Raw genomic sequence first — 18,349 nt, 5'->3', positions numbered from 1 at the left:
GCCGCATGCGATTTCCCTGTTTTGGTGTTAACGAATCAGCGCATCAGGCGCCGGTTTTATTCACGCTGCGCAGCGTCCAGCGGCCGTAAATCAGCGTCAGAATGAATGGGGTGAGGAAAGCCACGGCAATTGCCGCCACTTCATAGATCATCTTCGACTCGGGGCCTTCGAACAGGCCGAGTTCAAACACGTTCAGCACCGGCAGGAAACTGTAGGTTTTCACCTGCAACAGCCCGGTGATGCCACCGCCGAGCGCCGCGCCGATGCAGCCGAAGATAAACAGCATGCGGTACTTGAGATTGACGCCGTACAGCGCCGGTTCGGTGATGCCAAAGAACGCTGACAGCGACGCCGAGATTGCAATCTGCCGGTCGCGCAGGCTGCGGGCGATGAAGATCGCGCCGGTAACCGCGCCAAACTGCCCCATCACCGCCGACATAAACATCGCCATGATGGTGTCGTAGCCCTGCACCTGAATATTGATCAGCGCCAGCGGGATGATGCCCCAGTGGACACCAAACACCACGAACAGCTGACCAATGCCCGCCAGCAGCGCGCCGGAGATCATCGGGCTGAGCTGATAGAGCCAGCTGTAGCCGCTGGCGATGCCGACGCCAACGTAATCTGCCAGCGGGCCAATCACCGTGAACACCACAAAGCCGCAAATCAGCAGCGACAGGCACGGCACAAACACCAGCGCTGCCACCTCGGGGATCCACTGTTTCAGTCGGTGCTCAACCTTGCTCAGCAGCAGCACCGCCAGAATCGCCGGAATCACCGCGCCGCCGTAAATCTTCAGGCTGATGCTCAGGCCGAACAGCGTAAAGTGCGCCGGCAGATCCGGCTGGGTGAGCGGAAACACCATCGCCGCCGTCAGCGCCAGCGCGGTGAAACGGCTGGCACCGAAACGGTCTGCCGCGGTAACGGCAATAAACAGCGGCAGGAAGACAAACACGCCGCTGGCCAGCGCGTTGAACATGGCGAACAGCAGGTCATCGTCCGCCACCCAGCCCTGCGTCTGCAGCAGCACCATGATGCCTTTGATCACCCCGATGCCGGCCAGTACGCCAATGTAGGGCGTAAAGATAGCGCCGAGCGTGGCCAGCATTTTGCCCGCAACGCCGCGCTCGTCTTTGCCGGGCTTCACCGGCTCGGCCACCGGCGCTGCGCCCTGCTGCATCGCCTGATACAGCTGTTCGACCTGCGGCCCGACCACAATCTGCAGCTGTCCGGACGCGTTCACCACGCGGATGACGCCCGGCAGGTTACTGATGGCCGGCATATCGACACTGGCCAGATCGTTTATCGTCAGCCGCAGTCGCGTGGCGCAGTGTGAAATATGGCTGATATTATCGTCGCCGCCGACCTGTTCCCTGATGGCCTGCGCCAGCTTCACGTAATCGAGTTTCATTGTTGTTATCCTTATGGCTCGCGCCCGGCGTTAGTCGTAATCACCCGGTTTGGTTTTGCTCTTCATCGCCACGCCAAAATCAGTGAATATGCGCTGCGGCAGATTATTGCCTTTGGCTTCAGCGATGTGATGCGCGAGGATCTGGAACGGAATCACCATCAGCAGCGGCGCCATCCATTCGCTGACCTCCACGCCGAGTGCCAGCGTGCGCGCATCATCGCTCTCCCCGAGACACAGACTCCAGACGTGCGGTGTCACGCGCTGCTCATACTGGCGCAGCAGCTGCAGGCGTTCGCGCACCGGCGCCTCGACGTCGATGAAGAACAGCCGGTGCTGCGGATTGATTTCGAAATAGGGGCCATGCATAAACGCTTCCAGTTCAATGCCCTGCGACGGCACGCGCACCGTTTCGCTGAATTTGGTCTCCATCTCTTTGATCACGCCAATCGCCGGACCAAAGCCAATCGAGATAAAGCGTGGCGCCGCAGTGAGATCGTCCTGCCAGCGCTGCCAGAAGCGCTCGGTGCGGGCGATGATGTCCGGAATCGCGTCGACGCCGCGCTGCAGTTGCGCCAGCGCCTGCTGCTCCTGCTCTGCACTGAGGCGACCGCTGTGGCGCGCGCTGTGCACGCCAATCAGCATCAGCGTCAGGATCGTGGCGACATAGCCTTTGGTGACATAACCGACGCGCTCCTCGCCGTTCATGATGTCTACCGCGTGATCCACCGCCTGCGCCAGCGGACTGGTGATTTTGCTGGTGATGCCCCAGGTTGCCACGCCGTGCTGTTTTTTCAGCGCGTCGATCGCTGCCAGCGTCGAAGTGCTCTCGCCGCTTTGTGAAATCGCGATCACCAAATCGGTCGCCGGATCCCACTGCTCGTAATGCTGAAAATGAAACGGCTCCTGCACGCTGATGCGTACGCCGGTCAGTTGCTCAACGTAATATTTGGCGCTGAGCGCGGCGTTGATGCTGGAGCCGGTGGCCAGAATCAGCACTGTTTTTGCCTTGCCCAGCACCGGTAATCCCTGCGGATAGCACGCCAGCAGATGGCTCAGCACCTCGGGTTGCTGGTGGATGTAGGTCATCATGGTGGGTTTCATTACCGCTCCTTAAACTGTTTTCCCGCCAACCTGAAAACGTTTTCAGGTTATGAGCCAACTTATTTAATGGCGCATATTAAGTCAACGTGAGGATCGTGAAATTGCGATCGCGCTAACAAAGCGCAACGAAAGCAGGCGGAACGTTTAAGGGGAGAAGATCAGGCGGATTCGCCGGGAATCAATACCGGCTTTAGCGGTGTGCTGCAGCGCGCGTGCGGGCTTAAGCTGCCGTCCAGCTGCGCCATCATCATGGTGATAATGTTTTGCCCCAGCTGCGGATTCTGGTGATCGACACTGGTCAGGCGCGGAATAAAATACTCGCTGCCGGGGAAGCGCTCGCAGCTGATGACCGCTACCTGCTCAGGCACGTCAATGCCGCGATCGTGTAGCGCGCGGATCGCGCCCATCGCCACGCGATCGTTGATTGCCACCAGCGCCTGCGGTCGCTCAGCCTGCTGCCACAGCGTATCAACCGCCTGATAGCCATGTTCAGGATAGAAGTTATTCAGGCAGATCCAGCTGTCGCGCGGCGTAATGCCGGCCTGCTGCAGCGTGGCGTGGAAATGACTGACGCGCTCGCGCGTCACCCACACTTTGCGCGAACCGCCAATAAACGCGATATCACGCAGGCCGCGCGCCAGCAGATGATTCACCGCCAGTCCGACGCAGTGCTGCTGGTCGCGCATCACGCACGGCCAGCGGCCAGCAGGATGCGGCTGCCCCACCACCACCACCGCCATTTTGTCCATCAGCGATTCCAGCAGCGTCAGGTAGCCGGCCGGAATCGGCGCATAGTCGCTGTGGCCGCCGAGCACGATCACCCCATCGATCTGGCTATCGATAATCGACTGAAAAATCGCGCTTTCGTCATCGTCGTGCTGAGGGCTGCGGTTGGCTGACTGGGTATCGTACAGGGTGATTTTGTAACCGATGGCCAGACAGGCCTGCTGAATCTGCGCCACCAGCGTGACGAAGTAAGGGTTAGTGATGTCAGAGACGATCACCGCGAGGGTGTAGCTCTGGCGGGATATCATGCCGCGCGCCATCAGGTTGGGGCTGAACTGATGCTCGGCGATCACCTGTTCCACCCGCGTGCGGGTTTTTTCCGACACCCACGCATGCTTATTGAGCACGCGCGAGACGGTAGTGATCGATACACCGGCGAGTACGGCAATATCCTTGATGGTGAGATTTTTGCTCATCGTCGCCGGGTTCGCTTATTCGTCGCCGAGCGGGGCCGCCGCGCCGTTGCTCAGCAGCTCATGCACTACGCTGGTGGCAAAACTGCCGGCCGGCAGCCAGAACTGCAGCTCGAGCGTGACGTCATCCCACCAGTTCCATTGCAGATCTTTCGGCACCACCAGCATGGCGCGCCGCGCGGCATCGACGCGTTCACGCTCCAGCAGGCCGAGCAGATCGGCCGCGCCCGCCAGCTGCTGCTGTTCAAACGCCAGCGTTTCGCCCTGGGTGCCCAGCTCGCCGCGCCCGGCCAGCGGCGCGGTGATGCGCAGCTCGTGGTTATCCACACGCTGCTGCAGCGCAGGTAACTCGTCCGTCTGGGCAACAAACCAGCTGCCGCGCCCGCTGAGCTGCAGCGCATCGCCGGGCTGCACGCGATTCAGCGCACCGTCACGCTGCAGACGCGCGCTGGTGAGCTGATTGAACAGCTGGCTGCGCGCCGCCGACAGCAGAATGCCTTTCATACTGCGGTCGCGTGGACGGAATTTCTCGTCTGCCCACAGGCGCGCCTGCGTCAGGTTATTGCCGCCGCGGCCAAAGCGCTGTTCGCCAAAGTAGTTGGGCACGCCCTGCTGCTGAATTCGCTGCAGCCGCGATTCCACCTGCGCGCGATCGGACACCTGACGTACCACCAGACGAAACGCATTGCCCGCCAGCGCGCCGGTGCGCAGTTTACGCTTGTGGCGAATCACCTGCAGGATCTCCACGCCTTCCAGCTGGAAGCCGGCAAGGTTGGGCATCGCCGTGCCCGGCACGCGGAAGCACAGCGTCTGCTCGGTGACCGCGTGGCGATCTTTCATGCCGGCATAGCTGAGATCGCGCTGATGCACGCCGAGAAATTTGGCGATTGCCTCAGCGACAAAACGCGTGTTGCAGCCAATTTTACGGACGCGCACCAGCAGCTGCTCGCCTTCGCCATCATAGGGATAGCCGAGATCTTCAATTACCACGAAATCTTCGGGACTGGCTTTGATCACCCCGGTGGCAGCGGGCACGCCGTGCAGGTAGAGCAGCTCACTCATGGCCGATCGGCCTTCACCAGCAGCGCCACGGCTTCGCAGGCAATGCCTTCACCGCGACCGGTGAAGCCCAGCTTCTCGGTGGTGGTGGCTTTGACGTTGACATCATCCATGTGGCAACCGAGATCTTCGGCGATGTTGACGCGCATCTGCGGCACATGCGGCAGCATTTTCGGCGCCTGAGCGATGATGGTGACATCGACGTTGCCGATGCGGTAGCCCTTCTGCTGAATGCGACGCCAGGCTTCGCGCAGCAAACCGCGGCTGTCGGCGCCTTTGAATGCCGGATCGGTGTCCGGGAACAGTTTGCCGATGTCGCCCATCGCCACCGCGCCCAGCAGCGCGTCGGTCAGCGCATGCAGCGCCACATCGCCGTCAGAATGCGCAATAAAGCCCTGTTCGAAGGGAATACGCACCCCGCCAATCACCAGCGGACCTTCGCCGCCAAACGCGTGCACGTCAAAACCGTGACCGATACGCATCATGCGTGCTCCTTTAACTGAATCTGAGTGAGATAGAAGGCCGCCAGCGCCAGATCTTCCGGCCGCGTTACCTTAATATTGTCGCTGCGTCCGCTGACCAGCTCAGGATGATAACCGCAATACTCCAGCGCCGAGGCTTCATCGGTGATGGTCGCGCCTTCATTGAGCGCGCGCGTCAGGCAGGCGGTCAGCAACGCATGCGGGAAAAACTGCGGCGTCAGCGCATGCCATAAGTCATCGCGTTCAACGGTATGCGCAATGGCACCTTTGCCGGGCTCCGCGCGCTTCATGGTGTCGCGCACCGGCGCCGCCAGAATCGCGCCGACTTTGCTGTGCTCACGCACCGCCAGCAGACGCGCTAAATCATCGGGATGCAGACACGGACGCGCCGCGTCATGCACCAGCACCCAGGCGCTGTGGCGGATGGTCTGTAATCCGGCCAGCACCGACTCGGCGCGGGTTTCGCCGCCGGTGACGCGCAGCACGCGGGCATCCTGCGCCAGCGGCAGGCTATCGAACCAGCCGTCATCCGGGCTGACTGGCACCACCACCTGCTTTACCGCCGGATGCGCCAGCAGGCGCGCCACGCTGTGCTCGAGCAGGGTTAACGGACCGATGGTGAGATACTGCTTCGGACAGGCGGCCTGCATGCGGCTGCCGATACCGGCAGCCGGCACCACGGCAATCACATCCGCAGAGGAAGAGAGCTGATTCATGGTTTATCGTTGTTGGTTCTGCGCCGCTTGTTGCGCATTACGTTTGTTTTGGTCTGGCACCAGACGATAGAAAGTCTCGCCAGGCCTGATCATGCCCAGCTCGCTGCGTGCGCGTTCCTCAATCGCCTCTGAACCGCCATTGAGATCGTCAATTTCGGCAAACAGCTGATCGTTACGCGCTTTGAGTTTGGCGTTATTCGCCTGTTGTGACGCCACGTCTTCGCTGACGCGCGTGTAATCATGGATACCGTTCTTGCCCAGCCACAGAGAGTATTGCAACCATCCCAGCAGCACGAGCAGCAGTAACGTCAGTTTTCCCATCCCCGCCCCCTGAAAAACGGCTCAATCATCCCATAACTTGACGCCGGACTCCACTGCGGCAGCGAAAATGGCGCGCAAGCAGATTTGTCTGGACAAATAATGACGGAGAAAGCGCCGGACGGCAGGTAAAGTTTTGTAACCTGCCGATGCGTTTGCACATCAGCGCCGGATTACCAGCCGGAGAGAAAGGAGAATAGCAGCCAGAACAGGCACACCACCACCAAGGCGGTGATCAGGCCGCTCCACCACAGACGGCCACGCAGCATCAGGCTGAGCACGATGCCAATCAGCACCGAAACCGGCAGCAGCGCGAGGAAAAAAGGCCAGGTGTAGAGAAAGAAAAACAGCGTGTTAGAGCCGTACAGCAGAAACGGGATGCCCAGTGCACACCAGTACGAGAGAAAGCCGATCACGCCGCCCGGCAGCGATGAGCGTGGCTCATCCGGGGTGCGTTCATCTTTGCGTGCCAGCATGGGGGTAACGTTCTGCATAGAGATCCTGTTGACGCTAAAGCGCGGCAAACCGTGAGATTTGCCGCTGTCGGTTCAGGATCTGATGATATCGTGGTGGCGCAGCAGGTCTAACAATTGGCCGGTCAGTTTTGTAACCAATTGTTCACCATCCAGCTGGATTTCCGGCGCGTCCGGCGCCTCGTAAACGCTGTCGATACCGGTGAAGTTACGCAGCTCGCCGGCACGGGCTTTTTTATACAAGCCTTTCGGATCGCGCGCTTCGCACACCGCCAGCGGTGTATCAACGAACACCTCGATAAACTGCCCGTCACCGAGCAGATCGCGCACCATCTGGCGCTCGGCACGGTGCGGCGAGATGAACGCCGTCAGCACCACCAGTCCGGCATCCACCATCAGTTTCGCCACTTCGCCCACGCGCCGGATATTCTCTTTGCGGTCGTCATCGCTGAAACCGAGATCGCGGCACAGGCCGTGACGCACATTGTCGCCGTCCAGCAGATAGGTGCTGACGCCCAGCCGGTGCAGCGCCTGCTCCAGCGCACCGGCCACGGTAGATTTACCCGAGCCAGAGAGCCCGGTAAACCACAGCACCACGGCACGATGGCCGTGCTGCTGTTCGCGCTCAGTGCGCGTGACCGGGTGGTCATGCCACACCACGTTTTCGTCGTGCTGCGCCATTACTGACCGCCCAGCAGGTCGCGCGCGTTCCAGTGCGGGAAGTGACGGCGCACCAGCGCGTTCAGCTCCAGCTCGAAATCACTGTACTGGCCAGCCTGACTGCGCGCGGCGCTCAGCGGCTGATGGATCATGCCAGCGCCGACGGTCACGTTGCTCAGGCGATCGATAAAGATCATGCCGCCGGTCACCGGGTTCTGCTGGTAAGCATCCAGCACCATCGGTTCATCAAACGTCACTTCTACCAGACCGATGCCGTTGAGCGGCAGGCTGTCGACCGCGCGTTTTTCCAGCGTATTGATCTCCACCTGATGGAGAATCTTTTCGACGCGGCCACGCGCTTTCTTGCCGGCAATTTTCACTTCATAGCTTTGTCCCGGCTGCAGCGGCTGTTCCGCCATCCACACCACGTCGACGGTCGCGGACTGCACCGCCTGCAAATCGGCTGCGGCATCCACCAGCAGATCGCCACGGCTGATGTCGATCTCATCGTTCAGCACCAGGGTAATCGCCTCACCGGCGGCCGCCTGCTGCAGGTCGCCGTCAAAGGTGACGATACGCGCAACGCTGGATTCCACACCGGACGGCAGCACTTTCACTCGCTGGCCGACGCTGACCACGCCCGATGCCAGCGTACCGGCATAGCCACGGAAGTCGAGGTTCGGCCGGTTAACATACTGCACCGGGAAGCGCATCGGCTGCGTGTCGACCACGCGCTTCAGCTCTACCGTTTCCAGCACGTCGAGCAACGTCGGGCCGCTGTACCACGGCATGGTTACGCTCGGGGTGGCGACGTTATCGCCTTCCAGCGCCGACATCGGCACAAAGCGGATATCAAGATCGTCCGGCAGCTGCGCGGCAAAATCGAGGTAATCCTGTTTGATCTGCTCGAAGGTCTCCTGGCTGTACGCCACCAGATCCATCTTGTTGATCGCCACCACCAGATGTTTGATGCCCAGCAGCGTGGCAATAAAGCTGTGGCGACGGGTCTGATCCAGCACGCCTTTGCGCGCATCGATCAGCAGGATCGCCAGATCGCAGGTTGAGGCACCGGTCGCCATGTTGCGGGTGTACTGCTCGTGCCCCGGCGTGTCGGCGATGATGAACTTGCGCTTCTCGGTGGAGAAATAGCGATAGGCCACATCGATAGTGATGCCCTGCTCGCGCTCGGCCTGCAGGCCATCAACCAGCAGCGCCAGATCGAGTTTCTCGCCCTGGGTGCCGTGGCGTTTGCTGTCATTGTGCAGCGACGACAGCTGATCTTCATAAATCTGGCGCGTATCGTGCAGCAGACGGCCAATCAGCGTACTTTTGCCGTCGTCGACGCTGCCGCAGGTGAGGAAACGCAGCAGGCTTTTGTGTTGTTGCGCGGTCAGCCAGGCTTCAACGCCGCCCTGCTCGGCAATCTGTTGGGCAATAACGGTATTCATCGGCGTCTCCTTAGAAATAACCCTGACGTTTTTTCAGTTCCATCGAACCGGCCTGGTCGCGGTCAATCACGCGCCCCTGACGTTCACTGGTGGTGGAGACCAGCATCTCTTCAATGATTTCCGGCAGCGTCTGCGCCTCGGATTCCACCGCGCCGGTCAGTGGCCAGCAGCCGAGGGTACGGAAACGCACCATACGCTGCTTAATCACTTCACCCGGCTGCAGGTTGATACGATCGTCATCAATCATCATCAGCATGCCGTCGCGCTCCAGCACCGGGCGCGGTGCTGCCAGGTACAGCGGCACGATTTCGATGTTTTCCAGGAAGATGTACTGCCAGATATCCAGCTCGGTCCAGTTGGAGAGCGGGAACACGCGAATGCTTTCGCCTTTGTTGATCTGGCCATTGTAGTTGTGCCACAGCTCCGGACGCTGGTTTTTCGGATCCCAGCGGTGGAAACGATCGCGGAACGAATAGATACGCTCTTTGGCGCGCGACTTCTCTTCGTCACGGCGTGCGCCACCGAATGCCGCATCAAAACCGTATTTGTTCAGCGCCTGCTTCAGACCCTCGGTTTTCATGATGTCGGTGTGTTTGGCGCTGCCGTGCACGAACGGGTTAATACCCATCGCCACGCCTTCCGGGTTACGGTGCACCAGCAGCTCTGCGCCCATCGCTTTCACGGTGCGATCGCGGAACTCGTACATTTCACGGAATTTCCAGCCGGTATCAACGTGCAGCAGCGGAAACGGCAGCGTGCCCGGATAGAAGGCTTTGCGCGCCAGATGCAGCATCACCGAGGAGTCTTTACCGATGGAGTACATCATCACCGGATTGCTGAACTCGGCCGCCACCTCGCGGATGATATGGATACTCTCTGCCTCCAGCTGGCGCAGATGAGTGAGACGATTTTGGTCCATAATTTTTCCTCAAGCCAAATTGACAACGGCGGACTCGCGAGCCCCCTGCTGTGCCGAATGTTGGAACCAGGCAAGTTGCCCGTGCAGATTCACCACTTCGCCAATCACTAATAGCGCTGGCGTCGGCGCGGCAGCTGCCAGCGCCTCGAGTTGTGCTAAGGTGCCGGTCAGCACCTGTTGATCCTGGCGCGTGCCGCGACCAATCACCGCCACTGGCGTTGACGGCGCGCGGCCGTGTTCGATCAGCCCGGCGGCAATTTCCGCCGCTTTCACCGTGCCCATGTAAATTGCCAGCGTCTGACGCGCGCGCGCCAGCGACGGCCAGTCGATACCGTCGCCGTCGGCGCGGCAGTGACCGGTGATAAACATCACGCTCTGGGCATAATCGCGGTGGGTTAACGGAATACCGGCATAGGCGGTTGCGCCTGCGGCCGCAGTAATGCCCGGCACCACCTGGAACGGAATGCCCGCCGCCTGTGCCGCCTGCAGCTCTTCGCCGCCGCGGCCAAAAATAAACGGATCGCCGCCTTTCAGGCGCACCACGCGCTTGCCCTGCTGCGCCAGCGTCACCAGCAGCTGATTGGTCTCTTCCTGCGGCACCGAATGGGCGCCGGCGCGTTTGCCGACGCAGATACGATCGGCATCGCGTCTTACCAGCTCCAGCACCTCGTCGCTGACCAGATGGTCATACAGCACCACATCGGCCAGCTGCATCACCTGCAGCCCGCGCAGCGTCAGCAGACCGCTGTCGCCCGGTCCGGCACCGACCAGCGTGATTTCACCCTGATTATCGGAGGTGTTTTCCAGTTCGCGATCGAGCGTGCGGCGCGCCTCGTTGACGTTACCCGCCGCCATCTGGCTGGCAAACAGGCCATTAAAAGCCCGCTCCCAGAAGCGACGACGGTCAGACATTTTGTGGTAACGCTGTTTGACTTTGTCGCGCCACTGACCGGCCACTTCGGCCATCTGCCCGAGATTGGCGGGCAGCAGCGCTTCGATTTTTTCACGCAGCAGACGCGCCAGCACCGGCGCGGTGCCGCTGGAGGAGATCGCCACCACCAGCGGTGAGCGGTCAACAATCGACGGGAAGATAAAGCTGCATTTCGGCTGGTCGTCGACCACATTTACCAGCTTGTGGCGCGCATTGGCGGCATCAAATACCTGCGCGTTGAGAGCATTATCGTCGGTGGCGGCAATCACGAGGAAAACATCGTCCAGCTGCGCCGCGTCGAAGTGCTGAGCAATCCACTCGATGGCGTTAATATCGCGCAGCGCCTGCAGTTCATGGCCGAGCTCGCGCGCGGCTACCCGCACGTGCGCACCGGCACGCCGCAGCAGCTCAATTTTACGCGCAGCGATTTCGCCACCGCCGACCACCAGCACCGGACGGTTTTTGAGATCGGCAAAGAGAGGCAAGTAATCCACGTTAACCTTGTTAGTTTTACAATAAGTTAACGCGACTATACGTCCCCGCCTTCTGGCAGATGAAATTACGAATTAGCATGAGTAGTTACCAAATGGAATAACGCACCGGGATTGCTGATAACAATTTGTGCTTAACAAATGATATTGCTGGTGTTTCGGAGCGATACAAATTGTGCAGGCGGCGTCACAGTTTCATACTAACTCAGAATTTTTTTACCCTGACGGGATGTCAGAAAAGGACAACCACTATGTTTGCCACTCTCCGCCGCAGCGTGCTGGCAGCACTGATTGCCGGCGGTTTGCCTCTTTTGGCGCAGGCTGCAGCGATCGCCCCAGGCCACTTTGCCGAACAGCAGCTGCGTCACATCGCCACCTATTTCCCCGGCCGCATGAGCGGCAGCCCCGCCGAGCTGATGACGGCAGATTATCTGCAGCAGCAGTTCACCCAGCTCGGTTATCAGAGCAATACCCGGCAGTTTAATACCAGCTATAACTGGCTGGAGAAACAGGGCATCACGCGCCGCCATAAAGTGACGGCGACCTCGGTGATCGCCGCACGCGCCGGCAGCGTGCCGCAGGAGATTCTGATCGTCACCCATCTGGATACCTGGACACCGCTCAGCCAGCACGAGGCAGATAATAATCTCGGCGGCCTGCGATTGCAGGGCGTGGACGATAACGCTTCCGGGCTGGGCGTGATGCTGGAGCTGGCGCAGGCGTTGAGTCAAACGCCGCTGCACTATGGCGTGCGCTTTGTGGCGCTGAGTGCAGGCGAAGCCGGTTTACACGGTATGGATGATTATCTGGCGCGCATGAGCGTGCAGGAGAAGAAAGATACGCTGCTGGTGATCGATCTGAATAGCCTGATCGTTGGCGATCGCCTCTACTTTAATAACGGCATGAATACGCCAGCGGCGGTACGCAAGCAGACCAGCGCGCGCGCCCTGCAGATTGCGCACCGTTACGGTATCACGGCCGCCAGCCATGTGCTGACCGCACACGATTACCCGGGCGTTAATCCGTTTGATAAAGCCGGGATTCCGCTGCTGGACGTCACCGCGGCCAACTGGGCGCTGGGCAATAAAGCCGGTGAGCAGCAGCGCGCGCGTTCACCGCATTTTCCGGAGGGTACGGTGCGCCACCAGACCGGGCGCGATAATCTGAATTACATCGACCACTGGTTGCCGGGGCGCATCCATCAGCGCACGCGCGACAGCGTACGTATTTTGCAGCCGCTGCTGACGGAGCTGGCTAATCCGACGTTGTAAGATCCTGCCGGTTTTTGCGGGTGCGCACCGATGCGCACTCGCAGCAATTGCGCCCGTCAGCCTTCGTGTAACCCGCATTCGCGTTTGAGGCCGAAAAAGCGCGTCTCTTCCTCAGCCATCCCCGGCTCCCATTTGCGCGTGGTGTGCGTGTCGCCCACGGAGAGGTAACCTTCATCCCACAGCGGATGGTACTTCAGCCCATGCTGCTTCAGATACTGGTGCACCTGACGGTTATCCCAGTCGATGATCGGCAGGATTTTGAACACGCCACGCTGCACGGCCAGTACCGGCAGGCTGGCACGGCTGCCGGACTGATCGCGGCGCAGGCCGGCAAACCAGGTCTGCGCACCCAGCGTTTGCAGCGCGCGGTTCATCGGCTCGACTTTGTTAAGCTGGTTGTACTGCTCGATCCCTTCAACACCCTGCTCCCACAGCTTGCCGTAGCGCGCTTCCTGCCACGCCGGTGAGGTTTCGGCGCGGAAGATCTGCAGATTCAGGTTCAGCTGCTGCGTCAGTTCATCAATGAAGCGGTAGGTCTCAGGGAACAGATAACCGGTATCGGTGAGGATCACCGGAATATCCGGGCGCTGCTGCGTGACCATGTGCAACAGTACCGCCGCCTGAATACCAAAACTCGACGACAGCACAAAGGCGCCCGGCAGCTGCTCCAGCGCCCAGCTGACGCGCTGTTCGGCAGAGAGCTTTTCCAGCTGGACGTTGCTTTCCGCCAGCGCCATGATGCGATCGACTTTGCTGCCGCTGTTCAGGCTGGCGAGATCGGGTAGTGTCATACTGCCTCCGGGTCCCAGAAATCACGGGCGGGATCGACCACCGGCTGCACAATGCCCGCGCGAATCACGAAGTCACCAAACCCTTCATCCGCCGTGCGCTCGCTGGCCCAGCGCGCCACCAGCTCATCGATGCTGGCGAGGATTTCGTTTTCCGTGATGTTTTCGCGGTACATGCGCGGGATGCGCGTGCCGATGCGATTACCACCAATATGCAGGTTGTAACGGCCCGGTGCTTTGCCCACCAGGCCCAGTTCGGCCAGCATGGCACGCCCGCAACCGTTCGGACAACCGGTAACGCGTAACACTATGTGCTCTTCGCCGACGCCGTGGCGGTGCATGATCTCCTCCACTTTGCTGACGAAGGACGGCAGGAAGCGTTCGGCTTCAGCCATCGCCAGCGGACAGGTTGGGAAGGCCACGCAGGCCATGGAGTTTTCACGCTGCGGCGTGACCGCTTCCATCAGGCCGTGCTCACGCGCAATGGCTTCAATCTGCGCTTTCTGCGCCTCCGGTACGCCGGCCACAATCAGGTTCTGATTGGCGGTCAGGCGGAAATCGCCCTGATGCACTTTGGCAATCTCCGCGATACCGCGCTTCAGCGGACGGCCCGGATAATCCAGCAGGCGACCGTTTTCGATAAACAGCGTCAGGTGCCATTTCTTGTCGATGCCCTTCACCCAGCCGATGCGATCGCCACGGGTGGTAAATTCGTATGGGCGAATCGGCTCGAAGGTCAGGCCGGCACGCTTCTCGACTTCGGCTTTAAAGGTCTCGACGCCGACGCGCTCCAGCGTGTATTTGGTTTTGGCATTTTTACGATCGGTACGGTTACCCCAGTCGCGCTGCGTGGTGACCACCGCTGCAGCCACATCAAGGATCTTCTCCACCGGCAGATAGCCAAACTCGCTGGCGGTGCGCGCGTAAGTGGCTTTGTTGCCGTGCTCAATCGACAAGCCGCCGCCGACCAGCAGGTTAAAGCCAATCAGCTTGCCGTTCTCCGCAATGGCGATGAAGTTCAGATCGTTCGCATGCAGATCGACATCGTTATGCGGCGGCACCACCACGGTGGTTTTAAACTTACGTGGCAGATAGGTCTCACCGAGGATCGGCTCCTGATCGGTGGTGGCGACCTTCTCCTGATCCCACCAGATCTCGGCGTAGGCGCGCGTCTGCGGCAGCAGATGCTCGGAAAGCTTCTTCGCCCACTCGTACGCTTCCTGATGCAGTTCTGATTCCACCGGGTTCGAGGTACACAGCACGTTACGGTTGACGTCGTTGGCGGTGGCCAGCGCATCCAGTCCGACTTCATGCAGCATCTGGTGAGTTGGCTTGACGTTCTTCTTCAGAATGCCGTGAAACTGGAACGTCTGACGGTTGGTCAGGCGAATGCTGCCGTACAGCGTTTTGTCGGTGGCAAATTTATCAATCGCCAGCCACTGCGTTGGCGTGATGATGCCGCCCGGCAGACGGCAGCGCAGCATCATCGCATGACGCGGTTCCAGCTTCTGCGCGGCGCGCTCGGCGCGGATGTCGCGGTCATCCTGCTGGTACATGCCGTGAAAACGGATCAGCAGGAAGTTATCGCCGGTAAAGCCGCCGGTCAGGCCATTGTCGAGATCTTCTAAAATGGTGCCGCGCAGGTAGTTGCTCTGCTTTTTCAGACGCTCGGCGTCGGAAAGTTTGCCTTCAACCACCAGCGGTCCAGGATGTTTTTCGCTCATTAGTAAACGTCTCGCTGATAACGGCGCTCAATGCGCAGCTCACTTAAAAATTCGTCAGCGGTTTCACGATCCATGCCGCCGTGTTCGACCACCACATCCAGTAATGCCTGTTCAACGTCTTTCGCCATGCGATTGGCGTCGCCGCAGACGTACAGGTGCGCGCCCTCTTCAATCCAGCGCCACACTTCCGCCCCTCTGGCGCGGATTTTATCCTGCACGTAAATCTTTTCGGCCTGATCGCGTGACCACGCCAGATCGATATGGGTCAGCAGACCGTCTTTAACGTATTTCTGCCACTCTACCTGATAGAGGAAATCTTCGGTGAAGTGCGGATTACCAAAGAACAGCCAGTTTTTACCACTGGCACCGTCGTTTTCACGCTGCTGCATGAAGGCGCGGAACGGGGCAATGCCGGTGCCCGGGCCGATCATGATCACTGGCGCATCCGGATTGGCCGGCAGGCGGAAATTATCGTTATGCTCGATGAACACGCGGATTTCGCCATCTTCTTCCAGGCGATCGGCCAGCCAGGTAGAAGCGCCGCCGCCGCGCTGACGGCCGTCAATTTCATAACGCACCGCGCCGACGGTGATATGCACTTCGGTTTCGCTCTCCGCCTGCGACGAGGCGATGGAGTAAAGCCGCGGCGTCAGCGGACGCAGCAGGCCAGTCAGCTGGCCGGCGTTCAGTTCGGTGGGCGCCTGGCGCACCATGTCGACAATCGGGAAACTCTGCGCGAAGCTTTGCAGCTTCGGCTTGTCGCCCGCCAGCGCCAGCAGCGCCTCATTGCGCGACAGGGCTGCATACTGCTCGACGATCTGCGGCGTGTTGACCGTCAGCTCAAAATGTTTCTGCAGTGCCTCGGCCAGCGGCAGGGTTTCTCCGCGCACCTCGACCTGCTCATCGCCTTTCAGCCATACCAGCTGCAGCAGCTCCTGCACCAGTTCCGCATCGTTTTCATACCATACGCCGAGCGCATCGCCTGGCTGGTAACGCAGACCGGAATCACCCAGATCGATTTCGATATGGCGCACGTCTTTATCTGAGTTGCGACCGGTAATTTTCTGGTTCAGCGCAAAGCTGGCGGTGAGCGGCGCTTCTTTGGTGTAAGGACTGCTGTCCACCTGGTTGACGCTGCCAGCCGCGCTGGCTGCCAGCTCCGCTGCCGGTTCCGCCGGCACGCGCGCTTTGAGAATATCGGTGAGCTGCAGCCGCCAGGCGCTGGCCAGCTCGCTGTATTCAACATCGGCATCCACGCGATCCAGCAGGCGTTCGCCGCCCAGTTCAGCCAGACGCTGGTCGAAGTCTTTACCGGCCTGACTGAAAAATTCATAGGAGGTATCGCCAAGACCGAACACGGCAAAGGCGGTATCACTCAGCTTCGGCGCTTTCTTCGACAGCAGGAATTTATGCAGCGCCACCGCCTCTTCCGGCGGTTCGCCCTCGCCCTGCGTTGAGGTCACGATGACCAGCAGTTTTTCCTGACCGATCTGTTTGAATTTATAGTCGCCGGCATTCACCAGGTTGACGCTCAGTTTCGCCGCCAGCAAATCGTCACGCAGCTGCTCGGCCAGCCGGCGCGCATTGCCGGTTTGGGAGGCGGAGATCAGCGTAATGCCCGGCACCTCAGCGGCGACCGGCGCAGGCGCGGCAACGGTGCCCGGTGCCTGATTAACCATGCCCCAGAAGTAGCCAGAGAGCCATGCCAGCTGCGTTGGATTGAAATCGGTGGTCGCGGCCTGTAAGCGCGCAATTTGCTCCGGGGATAGCGGAAGCATCGCTGGGGGTGCCTGAGTCGTCATCGCGTTAAAAATTCCAGTGTCAGAAATCCGTACCGGGAAGCGGCGGAAGAGTGGGTAGGTTACCGGCCTGTATATTAACGATTAAATAAGGCTTCGACATAATAAATAACCAAAATGACTAAGTGGTTTTTTGGGTCAGACTAACCAGTAAAAGTGGTAAATAAAGTTGTCGTAATTCAATCAGTTAATTTACGGCGTAAGCGGCAGATCGGCAGAAATGCCCTTTTCAGCGCTGGCGGGTGCGAAAAATCTGCTTTTCAGGTAGACTTCAGCGGTTTTTACGTCTGAGAGCCATTATGTCTACCACGCTGTTTAAAGAGTTCCAGTTTGAAGCGGCCCACCGCTTACCTCACGTGCCGGAAGGGCATAAATGCGGTCGTCTGCACGGCCATTCATTTCTGGTGCGACTGGAAATTACCGGTGAAGTGGATGCGCATACCGGTTGGGTAATGGATTTTGCCGAACTAAAGGCGGCGTTCAGGCCGATCTACGATCGCCTCGATCACCATTATCTCAACGATATTCCCGGTCTGGAGAACCCGACCAGCGAAGTGCTGGCGAAATGGATCTGGGATGAGATGAAGCCGATTCTGCCTGAGCTGAGTGCAGTGATGATCAAAGAGACCTGCACCGCAGGCTGCGTCTATCGCGGCTGACAGTCGCGGTAAAGGTCAGAAGGTCGCCATCAATGGCGACCCTACGGTGTAATGAGTTTGTAGGGTGCGCATTGATGCTTACCCGCCACAATGGCGTTGATTTCGCCGGGTGCGCATCGGGTGAATCAGGCGATGTTCAGGTATTTGTGTGTCTGCATCGAAAGCCGCCAGTTGCGGGCAATGCAGGTTTCAATACACAGTCTGGTCGCCGCCTCGCCACGGCTGATGGGCTGCAGCGCCACAATGCGTTTTTTCTCATCCTGCAGGCCAGCCAGCAGCGCATCCAGCGCTTCCACATCCCGCTCGCGCGCCACCGGATGTTTAATCTCATCGGCACGCTGCAGCGCCTGCGGCAGCACATCGTAGCCACCCCGCATGTTCACCTTCGGCGACACCGTCACCCAGGTGGCAGCGGAACAGTGCACTTCATGCGTGCCGCTGGTTTCAATCTGACACTGAAAACCGGCCGCTTCCAGCGCTTCGGTCAGTGGACGTAAGTCAAAAATTGCCGGCTCACCGCCGGTGATTACCACATGGCGGGCGGTCCAGCCCTGACGCTGAATGCTCTCAATCAGCGTGGCCGCATCGGCGCTGCCCCAGGCATCGCTCTCCACGGTTTTGACCAGAATGTCCCCCAGCGACGTCTCCCGATCCGCCCGCGTTTCCCAGGTATGTTTGGTATCACACCAGCTACAGCCCACCGGACATCCTTGTAAGCGGATAAAGATGGCCGGCACGCCGGTGTAAAAACCTTCGCCCTGCAGCGTCTGGAACATTTCGTTAATCGGGTAGAACATTTTTTACTCACGTCAGAAATTCGAGGCGCAGATTATGGCAGATTTTGTGCGTCGCTTCACAGCTGCTTCGTGCCATAAAAAGCAAAAGCCCCGCACGAGGCGG

Annotated in this window: 18 protein-coding genes; 2 read left to right on the top strand and 16 right to left on the bottom strand. The window is 59.7% G+C overall.

Annotated features, from left to right (window positions below):
- Positions 1–43 precede the first annotated feature (43 nt).
- The 12 genes from AC6I79_RS04590 to cysG form a co-directional block, all read right to left on the bottom strand.
- The gene (locus tag AC6I79_RS04590; RefSeq protein ID WP_125310172.1) at positions 44–1,411 is read right to left on the bottom strand and encodes a PTS transporter subunit EIIC; all 1,368 of its coding nucleotides are present in this window, start codon (positions 1,409–1,411) and stop codon (positions 44–46) included.
- Positions 1,412–1,441: 30 nt separating this feature from the next.
- Positions 1,442–2,512: an SIS domain-containing protein gene (locus AC6I79_RS04585; RefSeq protein WP_058771484.1), complete on the bottom strand. Its 1,071-nt coding sequence runs from the start codon at positions 2,510–2,512 to the stop codon at positions 1,442–1,444.
- Positions 2,513–2,670: 158 nt separating this feature from the next.
- Positions 2,671–3,714 (bottom strand): LacI family DNA-binding transcriptional regulator, encoded by a 1,044-nt coding sequence (locus AC6I79_RS04580; RefSeq protein ID WP_498027595.1) that lies wholly within the window; start codon positions 3,712–3,714, stop codon positions 2,671–2,673.
- Between the two features lie 15 nt (positions 3,715–3,729).
- Complete coding sequence (truD, locus tag AC6I79_RS04575) at positions 3,730–4,773, bottom strand: tRNA pseudouridine(13) synthase TruD (RefSeq protein WP_498027594.1); 1,044 nt, start codon at positions 4,771–4,773, stop codon at positions 3,730–3,732.
- On the bottom strand, positions 4,770–5,252 hold the full coding sequence (ispF, locus tag AC6I79_RS04570; RefSeq protein ID WP_459747387.1) for a 2-C-methyl-D-erythritol 2,4-cyclodiphosphate synthase: 483 nt from the start codon (positions 5,250–5,252) through the stop codon (positions 4,770–4,772). Before ispF ends, truD begins: the two co-directional genes overlap by 4 nt.
- Positions 5,252–5,968, bottom strand: coding sequence for a 2-C-methyl-D-erythritol 4-phosphate cytidylyltransferase (ispD, locus tag AC6I79_RS04565; protein WP_021507349.1), 717 nt, complete (start codon positions 5,966–5,968; stop codon positions 5,252–5,254). The genes ispF and ispD overlap by 1 nt, the downstream gene beginning before the upstream one ends.
- A gap of 3 nt (positions 5,969–5,971) precedes the next feature.
- Positions 5,972–6,289 carry a cell division protein FtsB gene (gene ftsB / locus AC6I79_RS04560; RefSeq protein WP_021507350.1) on the bottom strand — a complete coding sequence of 106 codons (318 nt, stop codon included), beginning with the start codon at positions 6,287–6,289 and terminating at the stop codon, positions 5,972–5,974.
- A 170-nt stretch (positions 6,290–6,459) separates the two neighbouring features.
- Positions 6,460–6,780, bottom strand: coding sequence for a DUF3561 family protein (locus AC6I79_RS04555; protein ID WP_021507351.1), 321 nt, complete (start codon positions 6,778–6,780; stop codon positions 6,460–6,462).
- 54 nt (positions 6,781–6,834) lie between these two features.
- Positions 6,835–7,440 carry an adenylyl-sulfate kinase gene (gene cysC / locus AC6I79_RS04550; RefSeq protein ID WP_498027593.1) on the bottom strand — a complete coding sequence of 202 codons (606 nt, stop codon included), beginning with the start codon at positions 7,438–7,440 and terminating at the stop codon, positions 6,835–6,837.
- Positions 7,440–8,867, bottom strand: a complete 1,428-nt coding sequence (gene cysN, locus AC6I79_RS04545) for a sulfate adenylyltransferase subunit CysN (protein ID WP_058771479.1) — start codon at positions 8,865–8,867, stop codon at positions 7,440–7,442. Before cysN ends, cysC begins: the two co-directional genes overlap by 1 nt.
- A gap of 10 nt (positions 8,868–8,877) precedes the next feature.
- Positions 8,878–9,786, bottom strand: coding sequence for a sulfate adenylyltransferase subunit CysD (cysD, locus tag AC6I79_RS04540; RefSeq protein ID WP_021507354.1), 909 nt, complete (start codon positions 9,784–9,786; stop codon positions 8,878–8,880).
- Positions 9,787–9,795: 9 nt separating this feature from the next.
- Entirely contained in the window at positions 9,796–11,211 is a 1,416-nt protein-coding gene (gene cysG / locus AC6I79_RS04535; protein ID WP_264250848.1) for a siroheme synthase CysG, read from the bottom strand.
- Between the two features lie 248 nt (positions 11,212–11,459).
- Between cysG and AC6I79_RS04530 the strand changes: the two genes are divergently transcribed.
- Positions 11,460–12,479 carry an aminopeptidase gene (locus AC6I79_RS04530; protein ID WP_394521447.1) on the top strand — a complete coding sequence of 340 codons (1,020 nt, stop codon included), beginning with the start codon at positions 11,460–11,462 and terminating at the stop codon, positions 12,477–12,479.
- A gap of 56 nt (positions 12,480–12,535) precedes the next feature.
- Here AC6I79_RS04530 and AC6I79_RS04525 read toward each other — a convergent pair whose 3' ends face one another.
- The 3 genes from AC6I79_RS04525 to cysJ are packed head-to-tail and all read right to left on the bottom strand — an operon-like array spanning position 12,536 to position 16,793.
- Positions 12,536–13,270, bottom strand: a complete 735-nt coding sequence (locus tag AC6I79_RS04525; RefSeq protein WP_058759741.1) for a phosphoadenylyl-sulfate reductase — start codon at positions 13,268–13,270, stop codon at positions 12,536–12,538.
- Complete coding sequence (gene cysI, locus AC6I79_RS04520) at positions 13,267–14,991, bottom strand: assimilatory sulfite reductase (NADPH) hemoprotein subunit (protein WP_021507358.1); 1,725 nt, start codon at positions 14,989–14,991, stop codon at positions 13,267–13,269. The genes AC6I79_RS04525 and cysI overlap by 4 nt, the downstream gene beginning before the upstream one ends.
- Positions 14,991–16,793: an NADPH-dependent assimilatory sulfite reductase flavoprotein subunit gene (gene cysJ, locus AC6I79_RS04515; protein WP_498027592.1), complete on the bottom strand. Its 1,803-nt coding sequence runs from the start codon at positions 16,791–16,793 to the stop codon at positions 14,991–14,993. Before cysJ ends, cysI begins: the two co-directional genes overlap by 1 nt.
- Positions 16,794–17,086: 293 nt before the next feature.
- Here cysJ and queD point away from each other — a divergent pair, with 293 nt between their 5' ends.
- Positions 17,087–17,449 carry a 6-carboxytetrahydropterin synthase QueD gene (gene queD, locus AC6I79_RS04510; RefSeq protein ID WP_176428100.1) on the top strand — a complete coding sequence of 121 codons (363 nt, stop codon included), beginning with the start codon at positions 17,087–17,089 and terminating at the stop codon, positions 17,447–17,449.
- A gap of 125 nt (positions 17,450–17,574) precedes the next feature.
- On the opposite strand, the gene queE is transcribed toward queD, so the two are convergent.
- Positions 17,575–18,246, bottom strand: a complete 672-nt coding sequence (gene queE / locus AC6I79_RS04505; RefSeq protein ID WP_021507361.1) for a 7-carboxy-7-deazaguanine synthase QueE — start codon at positions 18,244–18,246, stop codon at positions 17,575–17,577.
- Positions 18,247–18,349: the final 103 nt, after the last annotated feature.

The organism is gamma proteobacterium symbiont of Scutellera amethystina (assembly GCF_059730845.1).
The sequence above is the reverse complement of the archived record's forward strand: the minus strand, read 5'-3'. Positions and strand labels throughout refer to the sequence as shown.